The 23,590-nt window shown below is 61.0% G+C and carries 20 protein-coding genes; 10 read left to right on the forward strand and 10 right to left on the reverse strand.

What is annotated here, in order from left to right:
- Nucleotides 1-46: 46 nt before the first annotated feature.
- The 3 genes from FF80_RS01520 to FF80_RS01530 all read right to left on the reverse strand — a co-directional run bounded on the left by FF80_RS01520 (nt 47) and on the right by FF80_RS01530 (nt 4,418).
- On the reverse strand, nt 47-544 hold the full coding sequence (locus tag FF80_RS01520; protein WP_081917150.1) for a peptide deformylase: 498 nt from the start codon (nt 542-544) through the stop codon (nt 47-49).
- Nucleotides 545-2,998 (reverse strand): penicillin-binding protein 1A, encoded by a 2,454-nt coding sequence (locus tag FF80_RS01525; protein WP_035096961.1) that lies wholly within the window; start codon nt 2,996-2,998, stop codon nt 545-547.
- Nucleotides 2,999-3,176: 178 nt separating this feature from the next.
- Nucleotides 3,177-4,418 carry an N-acetylmuramoyl-L-alanine amidase gene (locus tag FF80_RS01530; RefSeq protein WP_052153042.1) on the reverse strand — a complete coding sequence of 414 codons (1,242 nt, stop codon included), beginning with the start codon at nt 4,416-4,418 and terminating at the stop codon, nt 3,177-3,179.
- A gap of 605 nt (nt 4,419-5,023) precedes the next feature.
- Here FF80_RS01530 and FF80_RS01535 point away from each other — a divergent pair.
- Nucleotides 5,024-7,699: a ribonuclease E/G gene (locus FF80_RS01535; protein WP_035097078.1), complete on the forward strand. Its 2,676-nt coding sequence runs from the start codon at nt 5,024-5,026 to the stop codon at nt 7,697-7,699.
- A 68-nt stretch (nt 7,700-7,767) separates the two neighbouring features.
- On the opposite strand, the gene FF80_RS01540 is transcribed toward FF80_RS01535, so the two are convergent.
- Nucleotides 7,768-8,913: an aminotransferase class I/II-fold pyridoxal phosphate-dependent enzyme gene (locus FF80_RS01540; protein ID WP_035096962.1), complete on the reverse strand. Its 1,146-nt coding sequence runs from the start codon at nt 8,911-8,913 to the stop codon at nt 7,768-7,770.
- A 151-nt stretch (nt 8,914-9,064) separates the two neighbouring features.
- Between FF80_RS01540 and FF80_RS01545 the strand changes: the two genes are divergently transcribed.
- The 4 genes from FF80_RS01545 to accC all read left to right on the forward strand — a co-directional run bounded on the left by FF80_RS01545 (nt 9,065) and on the right by accC (nt 12,334).
- Entirely contained in the window at nt 9,065-9,919 is an 855-nt protein-coding gene (locus FF80_RS01545; protein ID WP_052153043.1) for a DsbA family protein, read from the forward strand.
- 94 nt (nt 9,920-10,013) lie between these two features.
- Nucleotides 10,014-10,451, forward strand: coding sequence for a type II 3-dehydroquinate dehydratase (gene aroQ / locus FF80_RS01550; RefSeq protein WP_035096963.1), 438 nt, complete (start codon nt 10,014-10,016; stop codon nt 10,449-10,451).
- A 35-nt stretch (nt 10,452-10,486) separates the two neighbouring features.
- A complete protein-coding gene (gene accB / locus FF80_RS01555) occupies nt 10,487-10,975 on the forward strand; it encodes an acetyl-CoA carboxylase biotin carboxyl carrier protein (protein ID WP_035096965.1) in 489 nt (162 codons plus the stop codon).
- A gap of 12 nt (nt 10,976-10,987) precedes the next feature.
- Nucleotides 10,988-12,334, forward strand: coding sequence for an acetyl-CoA carboxylase biotin carboxylase subunit (gene accC, locus FF80_RS01560; RefSeq protein ID WP_035096966.1), 1,347 nt, complete (start codon nt 10,988-10,990; stop codon nt 12,332-12,334).
- Between the two features lie 6 nt (nt 12,335-12,340).
- Here accC and FF80_RS01565 read toward each other — a convergent pair whose 3' ends face one another.
- Nucleotides 12,341-13,324 carry an alpha/beta hydrolase gene (locus tag FF80_RS01565; protein ID WP_052153044.1) on the reverse strand — a complete coding sequence of 328 codons (984 nt, stop codon included), beginning with the start codon at nt 13,322-13,324 and terminating at the stop codon, nt 12,341-12,343.
- A 73-nt stretch (nt 13,325-13,397) separates the two neighbouring features.
- Here FF80_RS01565 and aat point away from each other — a divergent pair, with 73 nt between their 5' ends.
- Nucleotides 13,398-14,036 carry a leucyl/phenylalanyl-tRNA--protein transferase gene (aat, locus tag FF80_RS01570; RefSeq protein ID WP_035096967.1) on the forward strand — a complete coding sequence of 213 codons (639 nt, stop codon included), beginning with the start codon at nt 13,398-13,400 and terminating at the stop codon, nt 14,034-14,036.
- Nucleotides 14,033-14,806: an APH(3') family aminoglycoside O-phosphotransferase gene (locus tag FF80_RS01575; RefSeq protein ID WP_244445673.1), complete on the forward strand. Its 774-nt coding sequence runs from the start codon at nt 14,033-14,035 to the stop codon at nt 14,804-14,806. The genes aat and FF80_RS01575 overlap by 4 nt, the downstream gene beginning before the upstream one ends.
- 23 nt (nt 14,807-14,829) lie before the next feature.
- Here FF80_RS01575 and FF80_RS01580 read toward each other — a convergent pair whose 3' ends face one another.
- The 4 genes from FF80_RS01580 to FF80_RS01595 all read right to left on the reverse strand — a co-directional run bounded on the left by FF80_RS01580 (nt 14,830) and on the right by FF80_RS01595 (nt 17,069).
- Nucleotides 14,830-15,327, reverse strand: a complete 498-nt coding sequence (locus FF80_RS01580) for a GyrI-like domain-containing protein (protein ID WP_035096969.1) — start codon at nt 15,325-15,327, stop codon at nt 14,830-14,832.
- Between the two features lie 27 nt (nt 15,328-15,354).
- A complete protein-coding gene (locus FF80_RS01585; protein ID WP_035096971.1) occupies nt 15,355-16,140 on the reverse strand; it encodes an SDR family oxidoreductase in 786 nt (261 codons plus the stop codon).
- Nucleotides 16,141-16,237: 97 nt separating this feature from the next.
- A complete protein-coding gene (locus FF80_RS01590; RefSeq protein WP_035096973.1) occupies nt 16,238-16,672 on the reverse strand; it encodes a DUF2155 domain-containing protein in 435 nt (144 codons plus the stop codon).
- A 13-nt stretch (nt 16,673-16,685) separates the two neighbouring features.
- The gene (locus tag FF80_RS01595; RefSeq protein WP_035096975.1) at nt 16,686-17,069 is read right to left on the reverse strand and encodes an NADH:ubiquinone oxidoreductase subunit NDUFA12; all 384 of its coding nucleotides are present in this window, start codon (nt 17,067-17,069) and stop codon (nt 16,686-16,688) included.
- A gap of 651 nt (nt 17,070-17,720) precedes the next feature.
- Between FF80_RS01595 and FF80_RS01600 the strand changes: the two genes are divergently transcribed.
- From FF80_RS01600 to FF80_RS01610, 3 genes are read left to right on the forward strand one after another with little or no spacing between them, the layout of a single operon-like run.
- Nucleotides 17,721-21,419, forward strand: a complete 3,699-nt coding sequence (locus FF80_RS01600) for a vitamin B12-dependent ribonucleotide reductase (RefSeq protein ID WP_035096977.1) — start codon at nt 17,721-17,723, stop codon at nt 21,417-21,419.
- A gap of 7 nt (nt 21,420-21,426) precedes the next feature.
- Nucleotides 21,427-21,987 (forward strand): ATP-binding protein, encoded by a 561-nt coding sequence (locus FF80_RS01605; RefSeq protein WP_052153045.1) that lies wholly within the window; start codon nt 21,427-21,429, stop codon nt 21,985-21,987.
- The gene (locus FF80_RS01610; protein ID WP_035096979.1) at nt 21,988-22,686 is read left to right on the forward strand and encodes a hypothetical protein; all 699 of its coding nucleotides are present in this window, start codon (nt 21,988-21,990) and stop codon (nt 22,684-22,686) included.
- Between the two features lie 180 nt (nt 22,687-22,866).
- On the opposite strand, the gene FF80_RS01615 is transcribed toward FF80_RS01610, so the two are convergent.
- Nucleotides 22,867-23,352 carry a hypothetical protein gene (locus tag FF80_RS01615; protein WP_035096981.1) on the reverse strand — a complete coding sequence of 162 codons (486 nt, stop codon included), beginning with the start codon at nt 23,350-23,352 and terminating at the stop codon, nt 22,867-22,869.
- Between the last annotated feature and the right edge of the window lie 238 nt (nt 23,353-23,590).

Below are 23,590 nucleotides of genomic sequence, written 5' to 3' on the forward strand. Positions count from 1 at the left end.
CCCGTGTAGCGGAGTGCGGGTTGAGGATCAACCTTTCGGGCTGCAATTATGCCCGCCGGCTCTTGTCGAACTTGCGCGTAGCCGCAGCGCGCTTCAGCCGCGATACCCGGCTCAGAAAGAACATGCCGTTTGCCTGTTCGATTTCATGCAAGGCAATACGCGCCACGAAACCCTCAAGCCGTTCGACATGCCGGGCGCCACTGGCATCGTCATAAGCAATTTCGGCCCAGACCGGGCGCTGCACGGCCACTTCGATGCCGGGCATGGATACCGACCCCTCCGGCCCGCTTGCCGTTTCCTCGGCGACTGCAACAATTTCCGGATTGAACAACAGCCGATAATCGCGCTGCGCCGGATCGCTCGCCATGGACATCACGACCAGCGGTTCATTCTCGCCAAGATGGGCCGCGGCCAGCCCATAGGCCTGCGCTTCTTGGGCCGCAGCCAACAGCCGCTCGCCTGCTTGCAGCATGGCGCTATCCACGGGGCGCGGAGCAGCGACCCGGTTCAGCGCGGCATGTGGATAGACAACAAAGTCAGGCACCTAGAACAGTCCGCCGCGACCGGCATCGGCACTTGGCTGGGCCATATAGCCATTGCCATATTGCTGCTGCATCTGCTGCTGGCGCTGGATCGCATCGGCAGCATTGACGCCCAACCCGATCACCGAGGTCGCCAGGTTCGGCCCCGTGCCGGGCTTGAAGGATTCTTCAATGCCGCCTTCCCCGTTATAAGCCTGCACACCCGAATTGGGATTGATCCAGGCCGTAGTCATGCCCGAGGGCACGTTGAACGGCGTGGCAGGGGTACCGGCAAGCGCCTTCTGCATAAATTCGGTGAAGATCGGCGTAGCAAAGGTGCCGCCGGTAACCGAAGACCCCATGGAGCGGGGCTGGTCATAGCCTACATAGACGCCCACGGCGAGTTCTGGCGTGAACCCGACAAACCAGGCGTCCTTATAGTCATTGGTGGTGCCGGTCTTGCCCGCCACCGGGCGATTGAGCACCTTGGCGGCGGTGCCAGTGCCGCGCTGCACCACGCCTTCCATCATCGAGGTGATCTGGTAGGCCGTCATCGGGTCCAGCACCTGTTCGCGATTGTCGATGATGCGCGGCTCCCCCTGCCCGTGCCAATCCTCGGCCTGGCAGCCCTCGCAAGTGCGCTGGTCGTGGCGATAGACCGTCACGCCATAGCGATCCTGAATGCGGTCGATCAGCGTCGGCACGATCTTGCGCCCGCCATTGGCGATGGTCGCATAGGCCGCCGTCATCCGCATATCGGTGGTTTCACCCGCGCCAAGCGCCATGGCGAGCACTGGCTGCATGGTGTCGTAGACGCCGAACAGCCGCGCATATTCGGCCACCAGCGGCATGCCGATATCCTTGGCCAGCCGCACCGTCATCACGTTCCGGCTGCGCTCGATGCCGCGCCGCAGGGTCTGCGGACCGTAAAATTGTTGCGCGTAGTTTTCCGGCCGCCAGATCGAGCCGTCCGCATTACGGATTTCCACCGGCGCATCGAGCACAACCGATGCGGGCGTATAGCCATTGTCGAGTGCCGCCGCATAAACGATCGGCTTGAACGACGAGCCGGGCTGGCGCAGCGCCTGGGTGGCACGGTTGAACTCGGATTCGGCAAAGGAGAAGCCGCCAACCATGGCCAGCACGCGTCCGGTGCGCGGATCCATGGCGACCAACGCCCCTTCGATCTCGGGCACCTGCTCCAGCGTATAAATGCCAGCCTTGCCAACTATGGGCGAGACATAGACCACATCCCCTACCTTGAGAATGCTCGATAGCGGCTTGGAAACCCACTTGATTTCGGGGCCAGACAGGATGCCTTCCACCCGATCGTCGGCAATGGCGCCATCGACCGTCGAATCGGGCCGCAAGCCGATGCGCGCTTCGTTGCCATCCATTTCCAATACCACCGCCAGCTGCCATTCCGGCACATCGCTCAGCGGCCTGATCTTGGCGACATCGGCGCCCCAATCCTCGCCGATTTCAATACTGGCGACCGGTTCGCGGAACCCCTGTCCGTGATCATAGGCAATCAGCCCATCCATCAAGGCCCGTCGCGCATAGCCCTGCAGTTTGGGATCGAGCGTCGTGCGCACCGAAAGGCCGCCGCCATAGAGCTGGTCTTCGCCATAAAGTTTGGCCAGCTCGCGCCGCACTTCCTCAGTGAAATACTCGGCCGCGTAGAGCTGGCTGCCGCCGGCGCGTGGCACGACATTGAGCGGCTCTTCCTTGGCGAGCGTGGCCTCCTCAAGCGTCGCAAAGCCATTTTCGACCATGCGATCGATCACCCAATTGCGGCGCTCGATGGCGGCCTGCGGGCGGCGGAAGGGGTGGTAATTGTTCGGCCCCTTGGGGAGCGCCGCGATATAGGCGGCTTCAGCCAGGTCGAGCTGGTACAGCGCTTTGTCGAAATAGTTCAGCGCCGCGGCTGCAACACCATAGGAATTGAGGCCGAGGAAAATCTCGTTGAGATAGAGTTCGAGAATACGATCCTTGGAAAAGGTCGACTCGATGCGAACGGCCAGCAGCGCTTCCTGAATCTTGCGGTCCCAGGTCTGCTCGGTGGTCAGCAGGAAATTCTTGGCCACCTGCTGCGTGATGGACGAACCGCCGCCCTGGATCGACGAATTGCCATCCATTCGCGCCATCAAATTGTCGCGCACGGCGCGGAACACGCCATCCACGGCAATGCCGCCATGCCGGTAAAAGTCCTTGTCTTCCGCCGACAGGAACGCCTGGATCACCAAAGGCGGCACCGTTTCGATCGGCTGGAACAGCCTCCGTTCACGCGCGAACTCGGCCAGCAACGTGCCGTCAGCAGCATGCACCCGCGTTGTCACAGGCGGCTGATAGTCCTTGAGCACCGTATAGTCGGGCAGTTCGGCCGACACGCTGGTCAGGTAAATGGCGCCACCGGCAACGGCGGCCAGCGCCAAGAACATCCCAAAGCCAAAGAGCCAGCCGAGCAAACGCAGCATATATTCAGTCTCTCCAGGGCGTCTGCCCAATCATGGCAGCTTGCCCGCATATCGTCGCAGACGCTGCGCTCCGAGCGCATGTCGTTTCTTCGCGGAATCATAGCAGACTGCATGAAAAATGTAGATCACAAGCCAACGCCCGCCGGCGGCTCACGGCCATCGTGACCGATTTATCACATCACTCTTCGGTCTTGAGGCTGTCGAAGTAAGTCGAAATGCCCCGCGCCAGCGCGTTGGCGGTGCGCTCCTGCCAATCGCTCTGCATCAGATTGGCCATATCGGTGGCATTGGACAAAAAGCCCAGCTCGATCAGCACCGAGGGCACATCGGGCGCCTGCAGCACGAAGAAATTGGCCTGCCGCACCGGAAAGCGGCGCAGTTCCACGCTGGGTTCGAGCTGATGCACGATGGATTGAGCGGCCAGGTAGGATTGCTTGCGCATTTCCCGCCGCATCAGGTCGATCAGGATATCGACCACTTCCGGTGCCATTTGCGGCATGGTGAAGCCGGCGATCACATCGGTCTTGTTCTCATTGTCGGCCAGCACCTTGTCGAGCACATCGGTCGCATTCTCATCGCGTGTATAGACGCTGGCACCACGGATTTCGGGCTGCTGGAAGCTGTCGGCATGAATGGAAATGAAGAGGTCCGCCTTGTTGCTGCGCGCCAGCGCCACACGCTCCTCAAGCCGTAGGAAAGTGTCGTCCTCGCGCGTCAAGGCCACGTCCACGCGCCCCGACTCGACCAGCAATTGCTGCAGCTTGAGCGCGAACGCGAGAACGATATCCTTCTCCTTGATCCCATTGGCAGCCTCGGCGCCGCTATCGATGCCGCCATGGCCAGGATCGATGACCACCAGGGGGCGAGTCGCAATCGGCAATTCAGAGCCACCCGCTGGCGTGGATTGCGCCGGAGCCGCAGCAATATCGGTAGAGGCAGCCCTGTCTCTGGTGACATTGGCGGCAAATTCCTCAGGGGTTGCCGGAATGATATCCACCACCAACCGCGCCGGCTGGTCCTCGAACGCATCAAGCACATAGGCCTGTTGCACCTGTGCAGGCTGGGCCAGCGTCAAAATCGTGCGGACCCGGTCCGGCGCCGCTTGCTCGATCTCGTAGCCCGAAACAATCCCCTCGCCCGCTGGCTGACCGGTCGGTTCGGGCACCGAGAACGTAGCAGCCCGCACATCGATCGCCAACCGGTTCGGCCCGTCGAGCGACACCAGGGCAAATTCAGTCTTGGCGGCCAGGTCGACGATCAGCCGCGCGCGTTCCGGCGTGTCGGACACCCGCACATCCATCACATTGGGCAGCGCCGGCAGCGGCGTCGCCTCTTGGGCCCGGGCCGCGGCTGAAAGCAAAGCGCAAGCCAGCGCCAATGCGGTCACCGGCCATTTGATGGAACGGAGAAATTTGAACAAGACTGGAACTGCCCCTATGTCACAGCCGCCGCAATGCCAGAAACTTCGGGCGATTCTGCGGCGCCAGGGCTCTTATGCGATGATTTGCCCGGAGGGCCAATAAAGCCTGTTTGAAAAGCCGGGCACAGGCGCTTTTTGACTTTCCTGTTGCCAATCTGTTGCAACCCCCCTACACGCTATAGATGAGGCGCATGCTTCCTGCGGCACCAGTTCGCGTTGGCTAGAGGCTGACGACATTGGCACAGGAAGTGGGCTGGCAACGGGCGAAGAGATTTCCCGAAGGCCGGTTCAGAAGCGGCAAATCCTGCGCTTCTCGACAAATTTCGGTCCGTTCGGACCGGACGGCTGCTGGCGTTTTTTAGGCGCAAGCGGCCCAATAGGAAGAGGTCAGATGGCCCGCAGGCGGACAAAACGCGACGCGATCGATGTGAACGATTGCCGTTTTGCTACGCTGCATCTCTCGGCCATGACCATTTATGCCGGCGCACCCAACACCTCCGTTTCGCGCGCCACTACCTTCAAACCATTCGCCTCGCACAGCGCCATGAGAAGGATGCCGGTTTCCCGGCGGCCTCTTGTCGGCGCGCGAGCGCGCGGAGTTTATTATGGCTACCAAGAGAATGCTGGTGGATGCCATCCACCCGGAAGAAACACGGATTGTCGTCACATCGGGTAACAGGCTCGAGGAATTCGACTTTGAATCGGCGACCCGCCGCCAGTTGCGAGGGAATATCTATCTCGCCAAGGTCACGCGCGTTGAGCCTTCGCTGCAGGCCGCGTTCATCGAGTATGGCGGCAATCGCCACGGTTTTCTCGCGTTCAGCGAAATCCACCCCGATTATTACCAGATCCCCGTTGCCGACCGCGAAGCCCTGCTGCGCGAAGAGCACGAGGAAGACGATCACCATGACGACGCGGTAGACGAGAATATCTCGCTGCCCGAAGGCGTGACCGAGCCGGACGCCGAAACCGATACCCAGGACATGGAAGGCGCCAGCCATATCGAGCAGGCGCCGGCCAATACCGAACCGGTCGAATCGATCGGCGGCGCGGATGCGCTTGAGGAAGTTCCCGAGCGCCGCCGCCAGAACCAGAATCGCCGTCACTACAAGATCCAGGAAGTCATCAAGCGCCGCCAGGTGATGCTGGTGCAGGTGGTCAAGGAAGAGCGCGGCAATAAGGGCGCCGCTCTGACGACTTACCTGTCGCTTGCCGGCCGCTATTCGGTGCTGATGCCCAATACCGCCCGTGGCGGCGGCATTTCCCGCAAGATCACTAATGCGGCCGATCGCAAGCGCCTCAAGGAAATCACCTCCGATCTCGAGGTGCCGCAGGGCATGGGCGTCATCCTGCGTACGGCCGGTGCGTCGCGCACCAAGGCCGAGGTCAAGCGCGACTTCGAATATCTGATGCGCCTTTGGGAAAGCGTGCGCGAACTCACCCTCAAGAGCCAGGCCCCCTGCCTGGTCTATGAGGAAGGCTCGCTGATCAAGCGCACTATTCGCGATCTCTACAACAAGGACATCGATGAAGTGTTCGTGGCGGGCGACGACGCCTACCGCGAAGCCAAGGACTTCATGCGGATGATCATGCCGAGCCACGCCAAAAACGTGCAGCTCTACAAGGAAGATCAGCCACTCTTCTCCAAATACGGCATCGAAGCCCAGCTCGATTCCATGTTCTCCCCCACGGTCACCCTACCCTCGGGCGGCTATATCGTGATCAACCCTACCGAGGCGCTGGTCTCGATCGACGTGAACTCGGGCCGCTCCACCAAGGAGCACAATATCGAGGACACTGCGCTCCAGACCAATCTGGAAGCCGCCGACGAAGTCGCGCGCCAGTTGCGGCTGCGCGACCTGGCCGGCCTGATTGTGATCGACTTCATCGACATGATGGAGAACCGCTCCAATAGGGCCGTCGAGCGCAAGCTCAAGGATTGCCTGAAGGACGACCGCGCCCGCATCCAGGTTGGCCGCATCAGCCATTTCGGCTTGATGGAAATGAGCCGTCAGCGCATCCGCTTCGGCGTGGTCGAAAGCTCCACCCATAAGTGCCCGATCTGCGATGGCACGGGTCTGGTGCGCTCCACCGAGTCGCTGGCGCTGATGATCATGCGTCACATCGAAGATCATGTGCTGCGCCGCCAGGGCCAGTCGATCAACGTGCGCGTTCCGATCGAAGTCGCGCTCTATATCCTAAACTTCAAGCGCGACACGCTGACGGCGCTGGAAATCCGCAACGCTCTGTCGATCACCATCACGGCCGACGGCAAGATGACCGGTCACCAGTTCGCCATCGAAAAGGGCGAGGCCCGCGTCTCCGCCTATGCCGATCAGCGCGCCACCGAGCATGTCCGCGTCGATAGCGCCGTCATCGATGACAGCGCCGATGACGATATCATCGAGGACGAAGACGAAGAACAGGCCGAAGAGGCACCAGCCGAAGCCGGCGAACGCCGGTCGTCAGAGAACGGCGAAGGCCGCCGTCGCCGCCGTCGCCGCCGTCGTGGTGGCGAGCGTGGTGATGAAGGCGGTCAGCGCCCGCCGCAGCAGCGTACCGCGCAGCAGTCCGTTGTCGAGGCCGACGCCGAAGATGGCGACGATGAAGGTGAAGAGGGCGAGGAGGCAGTTGCTTCCGCCTCCCCGGATGCCCGCGCCGATGACGAGCCGCGCAAGCGCCGCCGCCGCGGTCGCCGTGGTGGCCGCCGCAACCGTCGTGATGGCGAGGAAGGCAATGAGAGCAGCGAGGGTTCGCCCGCAACTGCCGGTGACTCCGAGCCGATCGAAGCGAGCAGCGAGACTGTGGCTGAGGCCGCACCTGCTCCCGAGCCCGTCGTGGTAGAGGCCGAGCCGGTAGCAGAAGCGCCGGCCGAAAAGCCGAAGCGGACGCGTCGTACGCGCAAGACGGCCGAAGTGCCTGCCGAGATGGCTGTGGCTGAAGTCACTCCTGTTGAAGCAGCACCGGAAGAAACGCCGGTAGCCGACGAGAAGCCCAAGCGGAAACCCCGTGCCCGCAAGCCCAAGGCCGAGGCGGCAGATGCCGCACCAGCCGAAGCTGCGCCGGTCGCGAGCGTGGCCGAAACGGCCCCTGCTGCAGCCGAACCGGTCGCAGCACCGGAGCCAGAGGTCGAAGCGCCCAAGCCGCGCCGTGTCAAAAAGGAATTGCCGGCGGAAGGCATTGTTGTCTCCTCCAGCACCCCTAAGGCCGAGAGCGACACGCAAGAAGAGCCGGAAAAGAAGAAGGTCGGCTGGTGGCAGCGCCGGCTTGGTCTCGGCTAGGCCATTTGATCGACAATCTTGGAAAGGCGGCACCTGTGCCGCCTTTCGTCCTTTGGCCCCTTGTCGAACTAGCGCAAAACCTTCGCCATGCGGTCAAGCGCCAGCTCAATCGCCTCACGCCTGCCCGCATAGGACAGCCGCACGAAATGGGCGCCATCGGTTCGGTCGAAGTCGATACCCGGCGTGATCGCGACTCCAGCCTCTTCCAGCATCGCCTCACAAAACGCCATGGAATCGTTGGAAAACCGGCCAATTCCTGCATAGGCGTAAAAGGCCCCGTCCGACGGGCTGCCAATCTCGAAGCCCAGGCTGTGCAGGCCCTCATCCAGCAGCGCCCGGTTGACGGCATAGCCCGCCTTTTGCTGTTCGGAATATTCCCGCTCGCCTAACGCTGCCGTGGCCGCGATCTGGCTCAGCGTGGGCGCCGAGATAAAGAGGTTCTGCTGCAGGATTTCTGCCCGGCGGATCAACTCATCGGGCAGCACCATCCAGCCGATGCGCCAGCCGGTCATGCAGTAATATTTCGAAAAGCTGTTGATGATGATGGCGTCATCCGTCAACTCGAGCGCACTGATGGAGGGCCCCCGATAGTCCAGCCCGTGGTAGATTTCATCCGAAATCAGCCGCACACCCAGCCGTTTGCAGGTTGCCACGATATCGGCTAGCCCCGCCCGATCAACAGCGGCGCCCGTGGGGTTGGCGGGGCTGGCAAAGAGCAGCCCCTCGAACGGCTCACGCGCATGCGCCGCCGCGATATCTGCGCCGGTCAGGCGCCAGCCATTGCCCGTATGCAGCGGAATTTCCGCAATGCCAAAGCCCAGCCCCAGCAGCGTATTCACATAGGCCGGATAGCCAGGCCGCGTGATGGCGATGCGGGCGCCCGGCCGGAACGCGGTGTGAAACGCCAGGATGAACCCGGCCGACGACCCCATGGTGCAGACAATCGAATCGGGATCGACCGAAACGCCATGCTGCGCCGAATAGTAGGCCGTCAGCCCCTCGCGCAGCTCGCCCAGACCCTTGGCATTGGTATAGCCATGCGCATCTGGCAGCACGCGGCGCACCGCCTCGATCACCTTGGGCGCCGGCGGCGCACCGGGCTCGCCCACTTCGAGGTGGCACACGGTGCGCCCGGACGCCTCGATAGCCTTGGCGCGCTTGAGGATTTCCATGGCGTGGAAAGGCATCAGGCCGTCAGTGGGCGCGTCGGTCATGGAAGGCTCCAGTGTTTCATCCGGCCTAGCCCGAACAGCGTTGCGTCTCAACAACAATTGATGATGAGGCACACCGCCTGTTCATCCCTGGCTGCTATTATGGACAAACCTCTGCTAGAAGGCAGGAAACCAACTAGCCGGAGCCTGCCCTATGTCGCGCGTCACCCTCGCTCTCGTCGCCCTGGCGGGCATTCTGGCTGGGGCGCTCGGCTATTCGGTTTTCAACAAGCCCACCCCGCAGACCACCGACACGGTCGCTGTGCGCGCGATTGTCGATGAGGCCCTGGCAGCGCGCGACGCAGCCGAAAAGCCCCAGACCGTCGCTGCCATTGATCCAGCCCAACTCAATCCGCTCATCGAGCAATATCTGCTGAGCGATCCCAAAATCCTGCAGCGCATGTCGGTCGCCCTCGACAGCACGCTGCAGGCTGAGCAGCGCGAACAATCGACCTCCGCCATCGCCTCCATGCGCGACAAGATCTACAACGATCCCGACCAGGTCGTGCTCGGCAACCCCGAAGGCGACGTCACCCTGGTCGAGTTCTTCGACTATAATTGCGGTTATTGCCGCAGCGCCCTGCCCGATCTGGCGACCCTTTTGGCCGAAGATCCGAACCTGCGCGTCGTGCTCAAGGAATTCCCCATCCTCTCCAACGAATCGATTGATGCTGCCCGCGTGGCCGTGCTGGTCGGCAAGGCCGATGTCGATTACTGGACCTTCCACGAAGCCCTGTTCTCCGCACGTGGCCAGGTGGACAAGGGCGCGGCCCTCACGGCGGCAAGCGAATTGGGCCTCAGCCCGGTCACCCTCGAAATGCAGATGGGCGAGCCCCGCGTTTCCCAGGCGATTCAAACCTCTTACGAGATCGCCAAGGCCCTCAACATCACCGGCACCCCCACCTACATCATCGGCAACGAGATCATTCCGGGCGCCATCGGGCTCGATGAATTGCGCGCGCGGATCGCCAATATGCGCGAATGTGGCGAGGCACAGTGCCAAGGGTGATCACGCTGGATATCGCGCGCCTTTTGCCTTTTCAGTGCATTTCGTGTAACCGGCCTTGCGTCGGCCGGAATGGCCGGTGCACAAGGCAAAAATAATGGCAAAGCGCGTTCTCGTCCTCAACGGCCCGAACCTCAATCTGCTCGGCATGCGCGAGCCCGATATCTATGGGCACACCACGCTCAGCGATATCGATGCTCTTTGCCGGACTGCGGGGAATGAACTGGGCCTGGCGGTCGATTTCCGCCAGTCCAACCACGAGGGTGAACTGGTTACCTGGATCCAGGAAGCCCGCGGCACTGCCGACGCGATCCTGATCAATCCTGCCGCCTATTCGCATACCTCTGTCGCCATTCATGATGCGCTCAAGGCGGTCGGCCTGCCGGTCGCCGAGGTGCATCTGTCAAACATCCATCAGCGTGAGCCGTTCCGGCACCACTCCTATGTCTCGGCCGTCGCCTATGGCGTCATTTGCGGCTTTGGGGCGGCGGGGTATAGACTGGCGCTCCACGCTTTGGCCGAAAAACTCAAATAACGCTTCGACGCGGGAAACGCGGGAGAGATAGAAGAATGACAAAGTCATCGCAGGTAGATCAGGATCTGATCCGGTCTATTGCCGAACTGCTCAATAAAGAAAACCTCGCAGAGATCGAGATCGAGCAGGAGGACTTCCGGGTCCGCGTCACCCGCTCTTACGCCAATGAAGGCGTGACCTATGCGGCTCCGCCGATGCAGTACATGCCCCAGCAGGCCGCCCCGGCATCGATCGCCCCGGCCGGTTCGGTTCCCGCTGCCGTGCCCGCCGTTGAGGACCTGGCGTCCAATCCCGGCACCCTGACCTCGCCCATGGTCGGCACCGCCTATCGCTCGCCCGAGCCCGGCAAGCCGCCCTTTGCCGATGTCGGCACCAAGGTTTCCGAAGGTCAGACCGTTCTCATCATCGAGGCGATGAAGACCATGAACCAGATTCCGGCGCACCGGTCGGGCACCATCACCCGGATGCTGGTCGATGATGCCCAGCCCGTCGAATATGGCGAGCCGCTCGTCGTCATCGAGTAAGGGGGAACTTCCATGTTCCAGAAGGTCCTCATCGCCAATCGCGGCGAGATTGCTCTGCGCATCCTGCGCGCCTGCAAGGAGCTCGGCATCCAGACCGTGGCGGTACACTCCACCGCTGACGCCAATGCCATGCATGTGCGCCTGGCCGACGAAAGCGTCTGTATCGGCCCGCCATCCGCCAAGGATAGCTATCTCAATATCCCGGCCATCATGGCCGCCTGCGAGATCACCGGCGCCGACGCCGTGCATCCCGGCTATGGTTTTCTCTCCGAGAATGCCCGCTTCGCCAAAATCCTGACCGAGCACAACGTCACCTTTATCGGCCCGTCAGCCCATCACATCGAGATCATGGGCGACAAGATCACGGCCAAAAAGACCGCTGTCGAGCTTGGCATCCCCGTCGTTCCTGGCTCTGCCGGTGCGGTGGAGACTGACGAGGAAGCGCTCAAGACCGCCAGGGAAATCGGCTATCCGGTACTGATCAAGGCAACTGCCGGTGGCGGTGGTCGCGGCATGAAGGTCGCCAAGACCGAGAAAGACGTTCTCGAAGCCTGGTCGACCGCACGCACCGAGGCCAAGGCGGCTTTCGGCAACGATTCCGTCTATATGGAAAAATATCTCGGCAAGCCGCGCCATATCGAGGTGCAGGTGCTGGGCGATGGCCAGGGCAATGCCGTGCATCTGGGTGTGCGTGACTGTTCGCTGCAGCGGCGCCACCAGAAGGTCTGGGAAGAAGCCGGTGGTCCGACGATCAAGCCGGAAGAACGCGACAAGATCGGCGAAATCTGCGCCGCCGCGATGCGCAAGCTCTCCTATTCGGGCGCCGGCACCATCGAATTCCTCTACGAGAATGGCGAGTTCTATTTCATCGAAATGAACACCCGCCTGCAGGTGGAGCACCCGGTCACCGAGCGCATTACCGGCATCGACATCGTCTATGAGCAGATCCGTGTCGCCTCGGGCGAAAAGCTCTCGATGACGCAGGACAAGGTGCAATTCTATGGCCACGCCATCGAAGTGCGCATCAATGCGGAAGACCCGCAGACTTTTGCGCCCTCGCCCGGCACGATCACCTTCTACCACCCCGCCGGTGGCGTAGGTGTACGCGTCGATTCGGCTGTCTATCAGGGCTACAAGATCCCGCCCTATTATGATTCGCTGATCGGCAAGCTGATCGTCTATGGCCGCACCCGCGAAGAATGCCTGCAGCGCCTGCGCCGCGCCGTGGACGAATTCGTGGTCGATGGGGTCAAGACCACCCTGCCCCTGTTCCAGCGGCTGATCAAAGAGCCCGATATCGTCGCGGGTAATTACGACATCCACTGGCTTGAAAAATACCTGGCCGAGAACAAGGTCTAAAAACCATCAAAGGGGCGCCGCGGCGCCCCTTTTCTCTGTCCGCTGAAGGGCGTCGAGGAAAGCTCTCAATAGACGATCATAGCGCTCGGGGTCCTCGGCGCGTGACAACAGGTGGTCGGCATGTGTGCGCAGGAACACTGTGTCGCCAAACCGCGTAGCCAGCAGATGTTTGCTGATGCCGATCGGAACGATGCGATCCCCCTCGCCATGCACCAGCATGATTGGTCCGGAAAATGCCGCCACCTCAGGCACGCTCACGGCCTCGGCCAGGTTCAATCCGTGCTGGAGCGAAAACATTCGCTCGGCCGTGCCAGCGAGCACCGACGCCAGCGGCAACCGGAACGACGCGGCGATGGCGCGCGCCACAGCCGGAAAATCGAGGGCTGGCGCATCCATAAGTAATGCTTGCACCCGATTGGTATGTTGCGAATGCTTGAGGAACTGCCCGAGCACGCCACCCCCCATGGAATCGGCCGCGATGATGACCTCAGCGGCGCCGTGTTCCAGTGCATAGGCAACCGCGGCATCCAGATCCGGCCATTCGGTCAACCCGAAGCTGTAAATGCCGTCCGCCGATTTGGGCGCTTCCTTGTCATTGCGATAGGTTATCAGCAGCGTGGTAAAGCCCGCCGCCCGCAGCGCGGGCAGATAGCGATAGCCGCCCTCGCGGGCTCCGGCGATGCCATGTACGAAAATCGCCCATACATCTTGCGGCGGCCCGGGTGGCGGCACGACCCAGGCCGGCGCACCTCCGCCATCGGTTGCAATGGAAACCGACTGAAAATCGAAGCCGAATGCCACTTTGGGGTCGCCGCGATAGGCCAGATCATAGGGCGATGATGCCGGTTGCCCAGCTGCGGCAAGATCGGTGCCGCTGCCGACTACAAGAATGCGGTTGAGCATCTGATTGAAAACGAGGCCACCGATAACGACGTAAATGGCAAGCAGGGCGATCAGCCCCACAATGGCGTATCCCGAAATCTTCCACATGACCGCCCCTGCTGCCGCTGATATTCTGACGCAACGTTAGCCGTTGTGTCCATCATCGACTAGGGCTCCAGTCATGCGTCCCAAAGCCAATCCTTTCGATGTCGAGATCACTCCGGAATTGATCGTGCGCGCCTACCGCGCCGGTATCTTCCCCATGGCCGAGGATGCCGAGGACGAGGACCTGTTCTGGGTTAGCCCGGAACATCGCGGTGTCATTCCGCTTGATGGCTTTCAACTCAGTACCAGCCTGCGCAAGGCGATCCGCAAAAGTTCTTTCGTCATCCGTGTCGATACCGATTTCCCCGCCGTGATCGAAGGCTGCGCCACCGTGGGCAAGGACCGCAATTCCACCTGGATCAATGCGACGATCCGCGGCGTCTATGGCGAGCTGTTCCGCCGCGGCATTGCCCATACGGTGGAAGTCTGGGATGGCCCTAATCTGGTCGGTGGCCTCTATGGACTGGCCATCGGCGGCGCCTTCTTCGGTGAGTCCATGTTCCATCGCGCCACCAATGCCAGCAAGATGGCGATGGCTCATCTGGTGGAGCGCCTGAACGCTGGCGGTTTCGTGCTGCTCGACACCCAATTCGTCACCGACCATCTCGCCTCGCTGGGGGGCGTCGAAATTCCCCGCGCCGAATATGAGGAGCAATTGGCCGGGGCCCTGCAGCTCGAGGGTGACTGGTCCGCATGGGAACACCGCGACCAATGATGCCGCCAGACCTTCCGCCTTCCTGGCGCACCAAATACGCCGACGCAGTTTGGGAACGCCAGACGATCGGTGAATCGAACGCCTCGGTTTATCGCCTGACGCCAGCCCGCGCCGGTCCCTTATTCGTCAAGAGCGAGCAACACGCGCCTTTGGCTGAGCTGCCGGGCGAGATCGCCCGCCTCGACTGGATGGCGCAGCACGGCATTCCCTGCCCCCGTATCATCGACGTTGCCGATCATGCTGACGCCCATTGGTTGTTGATGTCAGCCGTGCCAGGCCATGATCTTGCCTCGGGCAACCTGTCCCCAGACCGCCTCGTCCACCTCTATGTCGAGGCCTTGCAGCCGCTGCACGCCCTCGATATTGCCGATTGCCCGTTCGACCAGCGTATCGAGACCCAATTGTCGCGCGCTGCCATCCGCGTCGCCGCCGGTCTCATCGATGAAGACGACTTCGACGATGATCGTACCGGCTGGACCGCTGCCCAGGTTTTCGGTGCCGCGCGCCAAGCCGCGCCCGACAACGAAGACCTGGTGGTCTGCCACGGCGATGCCTGCCTGCCCAATCTGCTCGCGCGGAATAGCCAATTCACCGGCTTTATCGATTGCGGCCGCCTGGGCATCGCCGACCGTTACCAGGACCTGGCCCACCGCAGCCTGGCCGACAATCTCGATGCCAGCTGGGCCGACGCCTTCCTCACCGCCTATGGCATCGCCAGGCCCGACCGCGAGCGCATGGCCTATTTCCGGATGCTGGACGAGTTGTTCTGATCGGCGGCGTCGGAGTCCCTCTCTTAACCCTTAACCTTAAACGCCAACTGCGTCCGCCACTTCTCCGCATCCGGCTCCTCACTCGGATCGGTTTCATAAATCTCCAGCCGGCAGGCGAAAAAGTCGTCCTGGCCCTTGGTGGTCATGTCCAGTTCGACCTGGGTGAGCCGCACCCAGCCGATCAGCATGGCCGTCGCGCCCATCAGCCCGTCATAATGGCCGACCCAATCGAGCGTCACAAACTTGCCCGCCGGCAAGGTACCCGTCTCGATCTGCCCTTCCCCATCGACCAACTCAGCGATGGGCACACCGGCTTCGACATCAAGCGTCTCGCTCATATTGATCCGGCGATAATTGTAAAATGGCGCGGCAATCGGCTGGATCCCGCGCTGGCCCAGCCAGGCAAAAAGCGCGGAAAATCCTTCGTCGGCCGGCTGTTTCATCTGATCCATCCGTACGGTGAATCGGATGAAGGCATAGGGCTGGGCCGGACGGTCGATGATTTCTGGTAGCGTGAGCATGGATTGGTCCTCCTATTGCGGTAAGAATTAATCGACCTGCGCGCCGCCAGTGGCATTGGCCAGGGTGGCGGTCATTCCAGCGGCCAGATCGCTGGCCAGCAGCACGGCAGCGTCGGCGACCTGCGCCAAAGCCGTTACCTTGCGCAGCGGCGTGTGCTTGCCGAATTCGCGGGCAATCTCTTCGAAGCTGACGCCCTGTTCGTCAGCCCGCAATTGCCAGGCCGCGCGCACGCCCGGCGCGTCCGGTGAGCCCGGCGACCGCACCCAGCAGGCCCGCACCCCATAGGGGCCGTTCTCGACCGCCAATTGCCGCAGGAAATGCTCGACCGCTGCGCAGGCAATACCAAAGCCGCCGACATGGCTATAGGCTTCGCGGGCGGCATTCGCCGTGAACCCGACAATCGCACCCCCGCCATTTTCGGCCATGTGCCGGGCATAGAGCGTCCCGGTGTGGAACCAGGTCGTCAAAGCGGTATCGACCGGCCGCAGCAGCCGCTCGACCCCCATGTCGGTGAGTACCGCGCCCTGGGTATCACCCCAATCTATCGCATTGAACATGACCCGAACCGGCCCCGTGGCCCGCGCAACCTCAGCCAGATGGCTCTGCACAGCGGCCCGATCCGTCGCGTCCACTGACGCCGTCTCAGCGAGCCCGCCCCGAGCCCTTATGTCAGCCGCAACCTCTTCCAGCCGCGAGGCATCCCGCGCCGCCAGAAAAACCCGCGCGCCCTCCCGAGCAAATGCCCTGGCGACTGCGCCACCTACCGCGCCACTCCCGCCATAGATAACCGCCGTTTTTCCCTCAAGCAGCATTGCGCCCTCCTCCCATGCGGACGGCACCGGTGCCGCCCGTCGCTATCGCGACGAGCGAGGCACGCAGTTTTCGACGATGCTTGGTAGAAAATCCGACTCAGCCGCGCGCGTCTGGCGCTGGCACATCCGAGCCGATCTTGCACTCGATCAGCCACACATCATAAACCGCATGGTCCACCGCATTGAGTGCGGGGCTATCGGCGAACATCCATCCTGTGAAGATTCGCTTGGAAGTACCCGTCAGGCTTCGCTGATCGACTTCAAGAAAAGCCGAAGTCCGTTGCGTTTCGGTCGCCGCCCGGTTGTAGCAAGCGCGTGGCGTGATCTCGAGGGCGCCGAACAGCACGGTTTCCCCGATATAGACGTCGAATTGGGTGATGCGGCCGGTAATCTTGTCCAGCCCGGCAAAAGTGGCCACCGGATTGGCAATCGGCTGTGCCGTGGCCGGGCCGGCAAAAGCCAAAAGCGCCAATGCCGCAACGGGCACCAGCGCTTTGACAGATTTCAGCAAAACCAAGGCGGTCAGGCGCAAATCGCCGGCTTTCTCACTCGGGCGACCAAGCGTCGTAGTCGCCGGTTACGCGCGGGCGTTCGCCCTTGTTCAGCATGCTGCCATCGGGCCGATAAGCCGCAGCCGTGCCGGTCAGGTTCGGCTCATGCGGCTTTTCCCACGCACGGGCCACATAATTGGCCTGCGTCGGCACCACATCGGTGCGGAAATGCATCCAGCCATGCCAGCCGGGCGGAATCGAAGAGGCATCGGCCGGACCGGCATAGGTCACGTAACGCCGGTTGGCCTTCTTGTCCTGATAGTACTTGTTGCCGAATTCGTCCGTGCCGACGAGGTCGCCGAAGCGCCAGATCCACAGGCGCGTTCCCCAGGTCTGGCCATGCCACCACCGGAAGATTTCGAGCAGGAAGTCCTTCATGCCGCTAACCAAGTTCATGCCGCGAACGGCGTTGCAATCTGGTGCGGGTGTACCACGCACCTCGAGTTGCGCCTAGCCCTTGCGGCACCATCAACAGCTTGTGCCCATCCACAACGCCGAGACGCCCCCGAATAATGAACTTGACTCAAATTGTGACGTGATTCGTATCATCGCTAGCCATGGTTAATTGCGCTGATTGCGGCGCCATTGCGGCATCTGAAGTGCCAGATTTTACGCTGCTTTAGCGGACTGTTCTGGTCTTTCGCCAGAGGGTTCCCAAGGGGGTAAAAATAGTCACTCCGGCACCCCTCAATGGTCCAAAATGCCTTGCAGATTTTCCCCGCAATCCACATATTACACCCACTAGCGCTAGTTCCCGCCCAGCGCCCCACCACTACAATTAGTTTTTCTGCCGTTGACGCTGGGTTTGAATCGGCAGAGTGTTTTCGACGGGCCGCAGCGTTCAGTTGCGGATAAGTCCCGGAGGCGAGTGGCGGCACCAAGACCGTTCACCAAATCCAGGCACGGGGCAAGTTTCGGCAGTCCGGGCACCGGGCGCCGGGTTGGTAGCGTCAAAACAGATTTGAATGAGAAGCCGGGGTTCGGCTCGCGGGCATCTATGTGCCTGCTACATTGGGGATTACGACGACAATGCGCATTGAACGCCGCTTTACGACAGCTGATCAGGACCGTTACGGGTCGCTCGAATTCCGCTCGGCGACGAGCGAGATTCGCAATCCCGATGGCTCGGTCGTGTTCAAGCTCGAAGACATCGCGATCCCCTCCACCTGGAGCCAGGTCGCGGCCGACATCATCGCCCAGAAATATTTCCGCAAGGCTGGTGTCGCCAAGGTTCTCAAGAAGGTCGAGGAGAATTCCGTTCCCTCCTGGCTGTGGCGCTCCGTCCCCGACGAAGCTGCGCTCGCCAAGCTGCCCGAAGCCGAGCGTTATGGCTCGGAAATGGATTCCCGCCAGGTCTTTGATCGCCTCGCCGGCACCTGGACCTATTGGGGCTGGAAGGGCGGCTATTTCGACTCCGAAGAAGACGCCCGCACGTTCTTCGACGAGCTCTGCTACATGCTGGCCAGCCAGCGCGTTGCGCCCAATTCCCCGCAATGGTTCAATACCGGCCTGCACTGGGCCTATGGTATCGATGGCCCCGGCCAGGGCCACTTCTATGTCGACCCCTTCACCCACAAGCTGGTGCAATCCAAGAGCTCTTACGAGCATCCGCAGCCCCATGCCTGCTTCATCCAGTCGGTCAATGACGACCTGGTCAATGAAAACGGCATCATGGATCTCTGGGTCCGCGAGGCGCGCCTGTTCAAATACGGTTCGGGCACCGGCACCAATTTCTCGGCCCTGCGTGGCTCGGGCGAAAAGCTCTCGGGCGGCGGCAAATCCTCTGGTCTGATGAGCTTCCTCAAGATCGGCGACCGCGCTGCCGGCGCCATCAAGTCGGGCGGCACCACCCGTCGCGCCGCCAAGATGGTCGTGATCGATATCGATCACCCCGATATCGAGGAATATATCAACTGGAAGGTCAAGGAAGAGCAGAAGGTCGCCGCTCTCGTCACCGGCTCCAAGGTCGTCTCCAAGCACCTCAAGGCGATCATGAAGGCCGCCGTCAATTGCGAAGGCGCGGGCGACGATTGCTTTGACGTCGCCAAGAACCCTGCCCTCAAGCGCGAAGTGCGCGCCGCCAAGAAGGCGCTGGTGCCGGAGAACTACATCTACCGCGTCATCCAGTTCGCCAAGCAGGGCTATACCGATCTCGAATTCCCCATCTATGACACCGATTGGGATAGCGAAGCCTATCTGACTGTGTCCGGCCAGAATTCGAACAATTCCGTCCGCGTCACCGACGATTTCCTCAAGGCGGTCGAGAATGACAGCGATTGGAACCTGACTGCCCGCCAGTCCGGCAAGGTGGTCAAGACCCTCAAGGCGCGTGATCTGTGGGAACAGGTTGGCTACGCCGCCTGGGCCTCGGCCGATCCCGGCATTCAGTATCACACCACGATCAACGAGTGGCACACCTCCCCCGCAGCCGGTCCGATCAATGCATCGAACCCCTGCTCGGAATATATGTTCCTCGACGACACGGCCTGTAACCTGGCCTCGGTGAACCTGCTGCCCTATCGCAACCAGGACGGCACCTTCAACACCGCCGCCTATGAGCACACCGTGCGCCTGTGGACCATTGTCCTCGAAGTCTCGGTGATGATGGCCCAGTTCCCGAGCCGCGCCATTGCCGAGCGTTCCTACGAATACCGCACGCTGGGTATCGGCTACGCCAATATCGGTGGTCTGCTGATGACCTCCGGCATTCCCTACGATTCCGAAGAAGGCCGCGCCATTGCCGGTGCCGTCACCGCCATCATGACCGGCGTCAGCTACGCCACCTCGGCCGAAATGGCCAAGGAACTCGGCCCCTTCAAGGATTACAAGCGCAACGCCAAGCATATGCTGCGCGTCATCCGCAACCACCGCAATGCCGCCTATGGCAATGCGAGTGGCTATGAAGAGCTCTCGATCAACCCCGTCCCGCTCGATCACGGTTCGCTGACCGACGCCAACCTCAGCACCCGCGCCAAGATTGCCTGGGACAATGCCCTGGCGCTCGGCGAACAGCACGGCTATCGCAATGCGCAGGTCTCGGTGATCGCCCCGACCGGCACGATTGGCCTGGTCATGGATTGCGACACGACGGGCATTGAACCTGATTTTGCCCTCGTCAAATTCAAAAAACTCGCCGGCGGCGGCTACTTCAAGATCATCAACCGCGCCGTGCCGCCGGCCCTGCGCACCCTCGGCTATTCGGAAGCCCAGATTGCCGAAATGGAGGCCTATGCGGTCGGCCATGGCAATCTGAACCAGGCCCCCGGCGTCAATCCCACGACGCTGCGCGCCAAGGGCTTTACCGACGACAAGATTGCCGCGCTCAACGCTGCAACCGCCTCGGCCTTCGACATCAAGTTCATCTTCAACCAGTGGACCCTGGGTGCCGATTTCCTCAAGTCGCTGGGCGTCACCAATGAGCAGATGAACGATTTCAGCTTCGAGCTGCTGCCGTTCCTGGGCTTCTCGAAAAAGGACATCGAGGCCGCCAATATCCATGTCTGCGGCGCCATGACGCTGGAAGGCGCGCCCTTCCTCAAGGACGAGCACCTGCCGGTATTCGATTGCGCCACCCCCTGCGGCAAGATCGGCAAGCGGTACCTCTCGGTCGATAGCCACATCCTGATGATGGCTGCCGCCCAGCCCTTCATCTCGGGCGCCATCTCCAAGACCATCAACATGCCCAACGACGCCACCGTCGAAGACGCCAAGGAAAGCTACATGCTGTCCTGGCGCCTGGCGCTCAAGGCCAATGCGCTCTATCGCGACGGCTCCAAGCTGAGCCAGCCGCTCAATTCCTCCGTGCTCGCCGCAGCCGATGACGAAGAAGACGACGCCGAAGAACTGGTGTCGATGAATGCGGCCGCACGCGCGCCGGTGGTTGCCGAACGCATCGTCGAGCGCATTATCGAGCAGGTCCGCGACCGCGAGAAAATGCCACACCGCCGCAAGGGCTATACCCAGAAGGCGGTTGTGGGCGGCCACAAGGTCTATGTTCATACTGGCGAATACGAAGATGGGCGCCTGGGCGAAATCTTCATCGACATGCACAAGGAAGGCGCCGCCTTCCGCGCCATGATGAACAATTTCGCCATCTCCATCTCGATTGGCCTGCAATATGGCGTGCCGCTGGACGAATATGTGGAGGCCTTCACCTTCACCCGTTTCGAGCCTGCCGGCATGGTCATGGGCAATGACCGGATCAAGAATGCTACGTCGATCCTCGACTATGTGTTCCGCGAGCTGGCCGTCTCCTATCTCGACCGGAACGACCTCGCCCATGTCAATCCGGATAGCCCGACTTCGCTCAGCAAGGGCGTTGCCGAAGAGCAAGGCGTGCGGCCCCAGGCCGGCGCGTCGGCCCCGGTGCCCGCTGAGCGCTTTGTCTCCCGCGGCATGACCCGCGGCAAGGTGGCCAATAAGAGCCTGATGATCGTTTCTGGCGATCACCAGTTCAATCCGGTCCAGGCCATGCAAACCTCGACCGTGACCGCCCTGCGCTCGGCCACCGCCCTCAAGATCGACCCGACCCCGACGGCCCTCAACGCCGCCGAGATCGCCCCCATCCCCTCCCCGCCGCCCTCAACGGACAAAAACCAGCTCCGCGCCGAAGCCCAGATGAAGGGCTATACGGGCGACCAGTGCAGCAATTGCAATTCCATGCGGATGAAAGTCAGCGGGCATTGCATGGTGTGTGAGGATTGCGGGACAACGACCGGGTGTAGTTGAGGTTTAGATGACCGTTAATGAACTAGAAGCTTTGTTGGAAGGCTCGGCGGAAACGCCGAGCCTTGAGTTCAAGGCAGCTATGAATTGGGACAAAAACGGCCTTACCAAAGACATCTTAGCTATGGCCAACGTTCAGGACGGCGGCACCATTGTAATAGGCGTGGCTGACGGCACTTTTGACCGGCAGGGTCTAACGGCAGACCAAATCGCGACATACAACATCGATACGATGAAAGACCAGGTAGCCCCGTTCGCTGATCCGTTTGTAGACTTCAGAGTATCCTTCCCCCACGATGGCGGGGACCGCATGTATGTAGTGATTGAGATAATGCCGTTTTCCGAAGTGCCAGTGATCTGCGCGCGAGACGGCCAAGACGTTCATCAAGGCATCATCTACTATCGAAGTTCTGACAAGCGTCCGCAAAGTGCGCGGGTGGCAACTTCACATGACATGCGAGACATACTCGAGCGAGCGATAGTTCGAAGACGAGCAAAGCTCGTTCAGATTGGGCTCATCGCTAGCGATGCCATAGCCGACGCCCTCGACGCAGAGTTAGGGGGGCTTTAGATGATGAATGGATTGCACGATAAGATCGTGGCCAACGGCTATTGGCGCATAAACCTCCGACCCCTAGCGATGCCAGCCGAGAAGCTAGCGTTTGTCGAATGTGAAGCTCTTATTGAGAAGAGCAGGGTCGAACTTCGAGGATGGGACTTTCCTCACATCAGCCGTCGCCAGGACGACACACACGGCCATGCCCGTGCAGGTGAATACATCGAGAACTGGATCGATTGGGAGGTACACTCCGAGTTTTGGAGAATGTACCGATCTTCGCAGTTTTTGCACTATCGAGCGCTGTGGGAAGACCTCGACGCGGATAGGTATAATGGACGCCCCCGCCCCGCAGAGCGAGTACTCAGCGTTGGTAGCGCGATCTACACGGTCACTGAGATATTTGAGCTAATGTTTCGGCTCTACCGGAATGGTGCTTATCCATCTGGCGGGATTTTGTCGTTCTCTCTCGAAAACAGCTTCCACCGACACCTTTGGATCAACGATCCAGATCGCATGCCGTTCTCCGAGGAGAAAATATTGGGGGCGGAGAAGATCTCAATCGAACGGACGCTGATGCCCGAAGACTTGGCCAGCGCAGACCACAAAATATCTCTCTCGGCGACGTGTGACTTCTTTGCTCATTTTGGTTGGGACGTTGCGCCAATTACCCTAGCAAATCAGCAAAATAGGTTCCTCAACAGGCAGTTCTAGCGCGAGCGACAACCTGCAAATCGTGGTTCTTCATGTCAATCGGCCGTCAACCCACAATGTCATTCCGGCGACGGCCGGAATTCATCCAGATGGCGACACGCCCACACACGGAATGATCTCAGGATAGACCTCGGCCTTCGCCGGGGTGACATCGGCGTAATGGAGCAATCTCACGACTGCTCAGAAGCAGTTGTTGATCCCGCCATCAACCTTCTTTTGCCAATCCGCCCCCAGTGTTGCACGTGCGTCTATGCCTTGTTCGTAGCCAGCATCACCCGGATTGAGCATTAGGATTTGCATTTCGGCGTCGTTACTTCCGGTGACCACAGTAGATCGCCCCCCAAAGGTTGTGTTTGTATTGCCGTAAACCGTGTTGCCAAACCGATTGAACGTTCCGGTAGTGGTGGCATACGCTGGTCCTGTCGAGACGACCTGTGTATTATTCGCCGTCTCAAATCCGCCGACTACAAATCTCTCATAGCCCGCCTTGATGGTCGCGACTGCCGCCACCTGTTTGGCCACACTGGCAGCGCCAGTAGTCCTGCACAAAGGCGCTGCCGACGTGGAAATGACTGCGGTATTGCGCGACAGCGGCGTAACCGAACTACTCGCACATGCAGATAGCGAGACCGAAAACAAACACGCCAGCAAAACTGAATACTTCATCACTGCGCCCCCCGTGGGCACTATTGCGCAGAGTTTAGAGCACGTAAAGCCTGCTCGGCCAAACGTTGGCCCGCCACAACTAACACCACCCAGCGTGTCATTCCGGAGAAGTACTACACGCGGGCCGAAATCCAGGTCCGTGGCACGCCACGACATCAAGCCGGGCTAACAACTGCATGAATCCGGTCTCATCAGAAGTGACATCAGTGGACGGCGCCATCCGACGAAAATACTTATC

This window comes from Devosia sp. LC5, from assembly GCF_000735585.1.
Classification (GTDB): Bacteria; Pseudomonadota; Alphaproteobacteria; order Rhizobiales; family Devosiaceae; genus Devosia.

Bases quoted from the DNA above. Each gene is read 5' to 3' on its own strand.
- FF80_RS01525 (WP_035096961.1), bottom strand. From the start codon at position 2,998: ATGCTGCGTTTGCTCGGCTGGCTCTTTGGCTTTGGGATGTTCTTGGCG.
- FF80_RS01535 (WP_035097078.1), top strand. From the start codon at position 5,024: ATGGCTACCAAGAGAATGCTGGTGGATGCCATCCACCCGGAAGAAACA.
- FF80_RS01540 (WP_035096962.1), bottom strand. From the start codon at position 8,913: ATGACCGACGCGCCCACTGACGGCCTGATGCCTTTCCACGCCATGGAA.
- FF80_RS01545 (WP_052153043.1), top strand. From the start codon at position 9,065: ATGTCGCGCGTCACCCTCGCTCTCGTCGCCCTGGCGGGCATTCTGGCT.
- aroQ (WP_035096963.1), top strand. From the start codon at position 10,014: ATGGCAAAGCGCGTTCTCGTCCTCAACGGCCCGAACCTCAATCTGCTC.
- accB (WP_035096965.1), top strand. From the start codon at position 10,487: ATGACAAAGTCATCGCAGGTAGATCAGGATCTGATCCGGTCTATTGCC.
- accC (WP_035096966.1), top strand. From the start codon at position 10,988: ATGTTCCAGAAGGTCCTCATCGCCAATCGCGGCGAGATTGCTCTGCGC.
- FF80_RS01565 (WP_052153044.1), bottom strand. From the start codon at position 13,324: ATGTGGAAGATTTCGGGATACGCCATTGTGGGGCTGATCGCCCTGCTT.
- aat (WP_035096967.1), top strand. From the start codon at position 13,398: ATGCGTCCCAAAGCCAATCCTTTCGATGTCGAGATCACTCCGGAATTG.
- FF80_RS01575 (WP_244445673.1), top strand. From the start codon at position 14,033: ATGATGCCGCCAGACCTTCCGCCTTCCTGGCGCACCAAATACGCCGAC.
- FF80_RS01580 (WP_035096969.1), bottom strand. From the start codon at position 15,327: ATGCTCACGCTACCAGAAATCATCGACCGTCCGGCCCAGCCCTATGCC.
- FF80_RS01585 (WP_035096971.1), bottom strand. From the start codon at position 16,140: ATGCTGCTTGAGGGAAAAACGGCGGTTATCTATGGCGGGAGTGGCGCG.
- FF80_RS01595 (WP_035096975.1), bottom strand. From the start codon at position 17,069: ATGAAGGACTTCCTGCTCGAAATCTTCCGGTGGTGGCATGGCCAGACC.
- FF80_RS01600 (WP_035096977.1), top strand. From the start codon at position 17,721: ATGCGCATTGAACGCCGCTTTACGACAGCTGATCAGGACCGTTACGGG.
- FF80_RS01605 (WP_052153045.1), top strand. From the start codon at position 21,427: ATGACCGTTAATGAACTAGAAGCTTTGTTGGAAGGCTCGGCGGAAACG.
- FF80_RS01610 (WP_035096979.1), top strand. From the start codon at position 21,988: ATGATGAATGGATTGCACGATAAGATCGTGGCCAACGGCTATTGGCGC.
- FF80_RS01615 (WP_035096981.1), bottom strand. From the start codon at position 23,352: ATGAAGTATTCAGTTTTGCTGGCGTGTTTGTTTTCGGTCTCGCTATCT.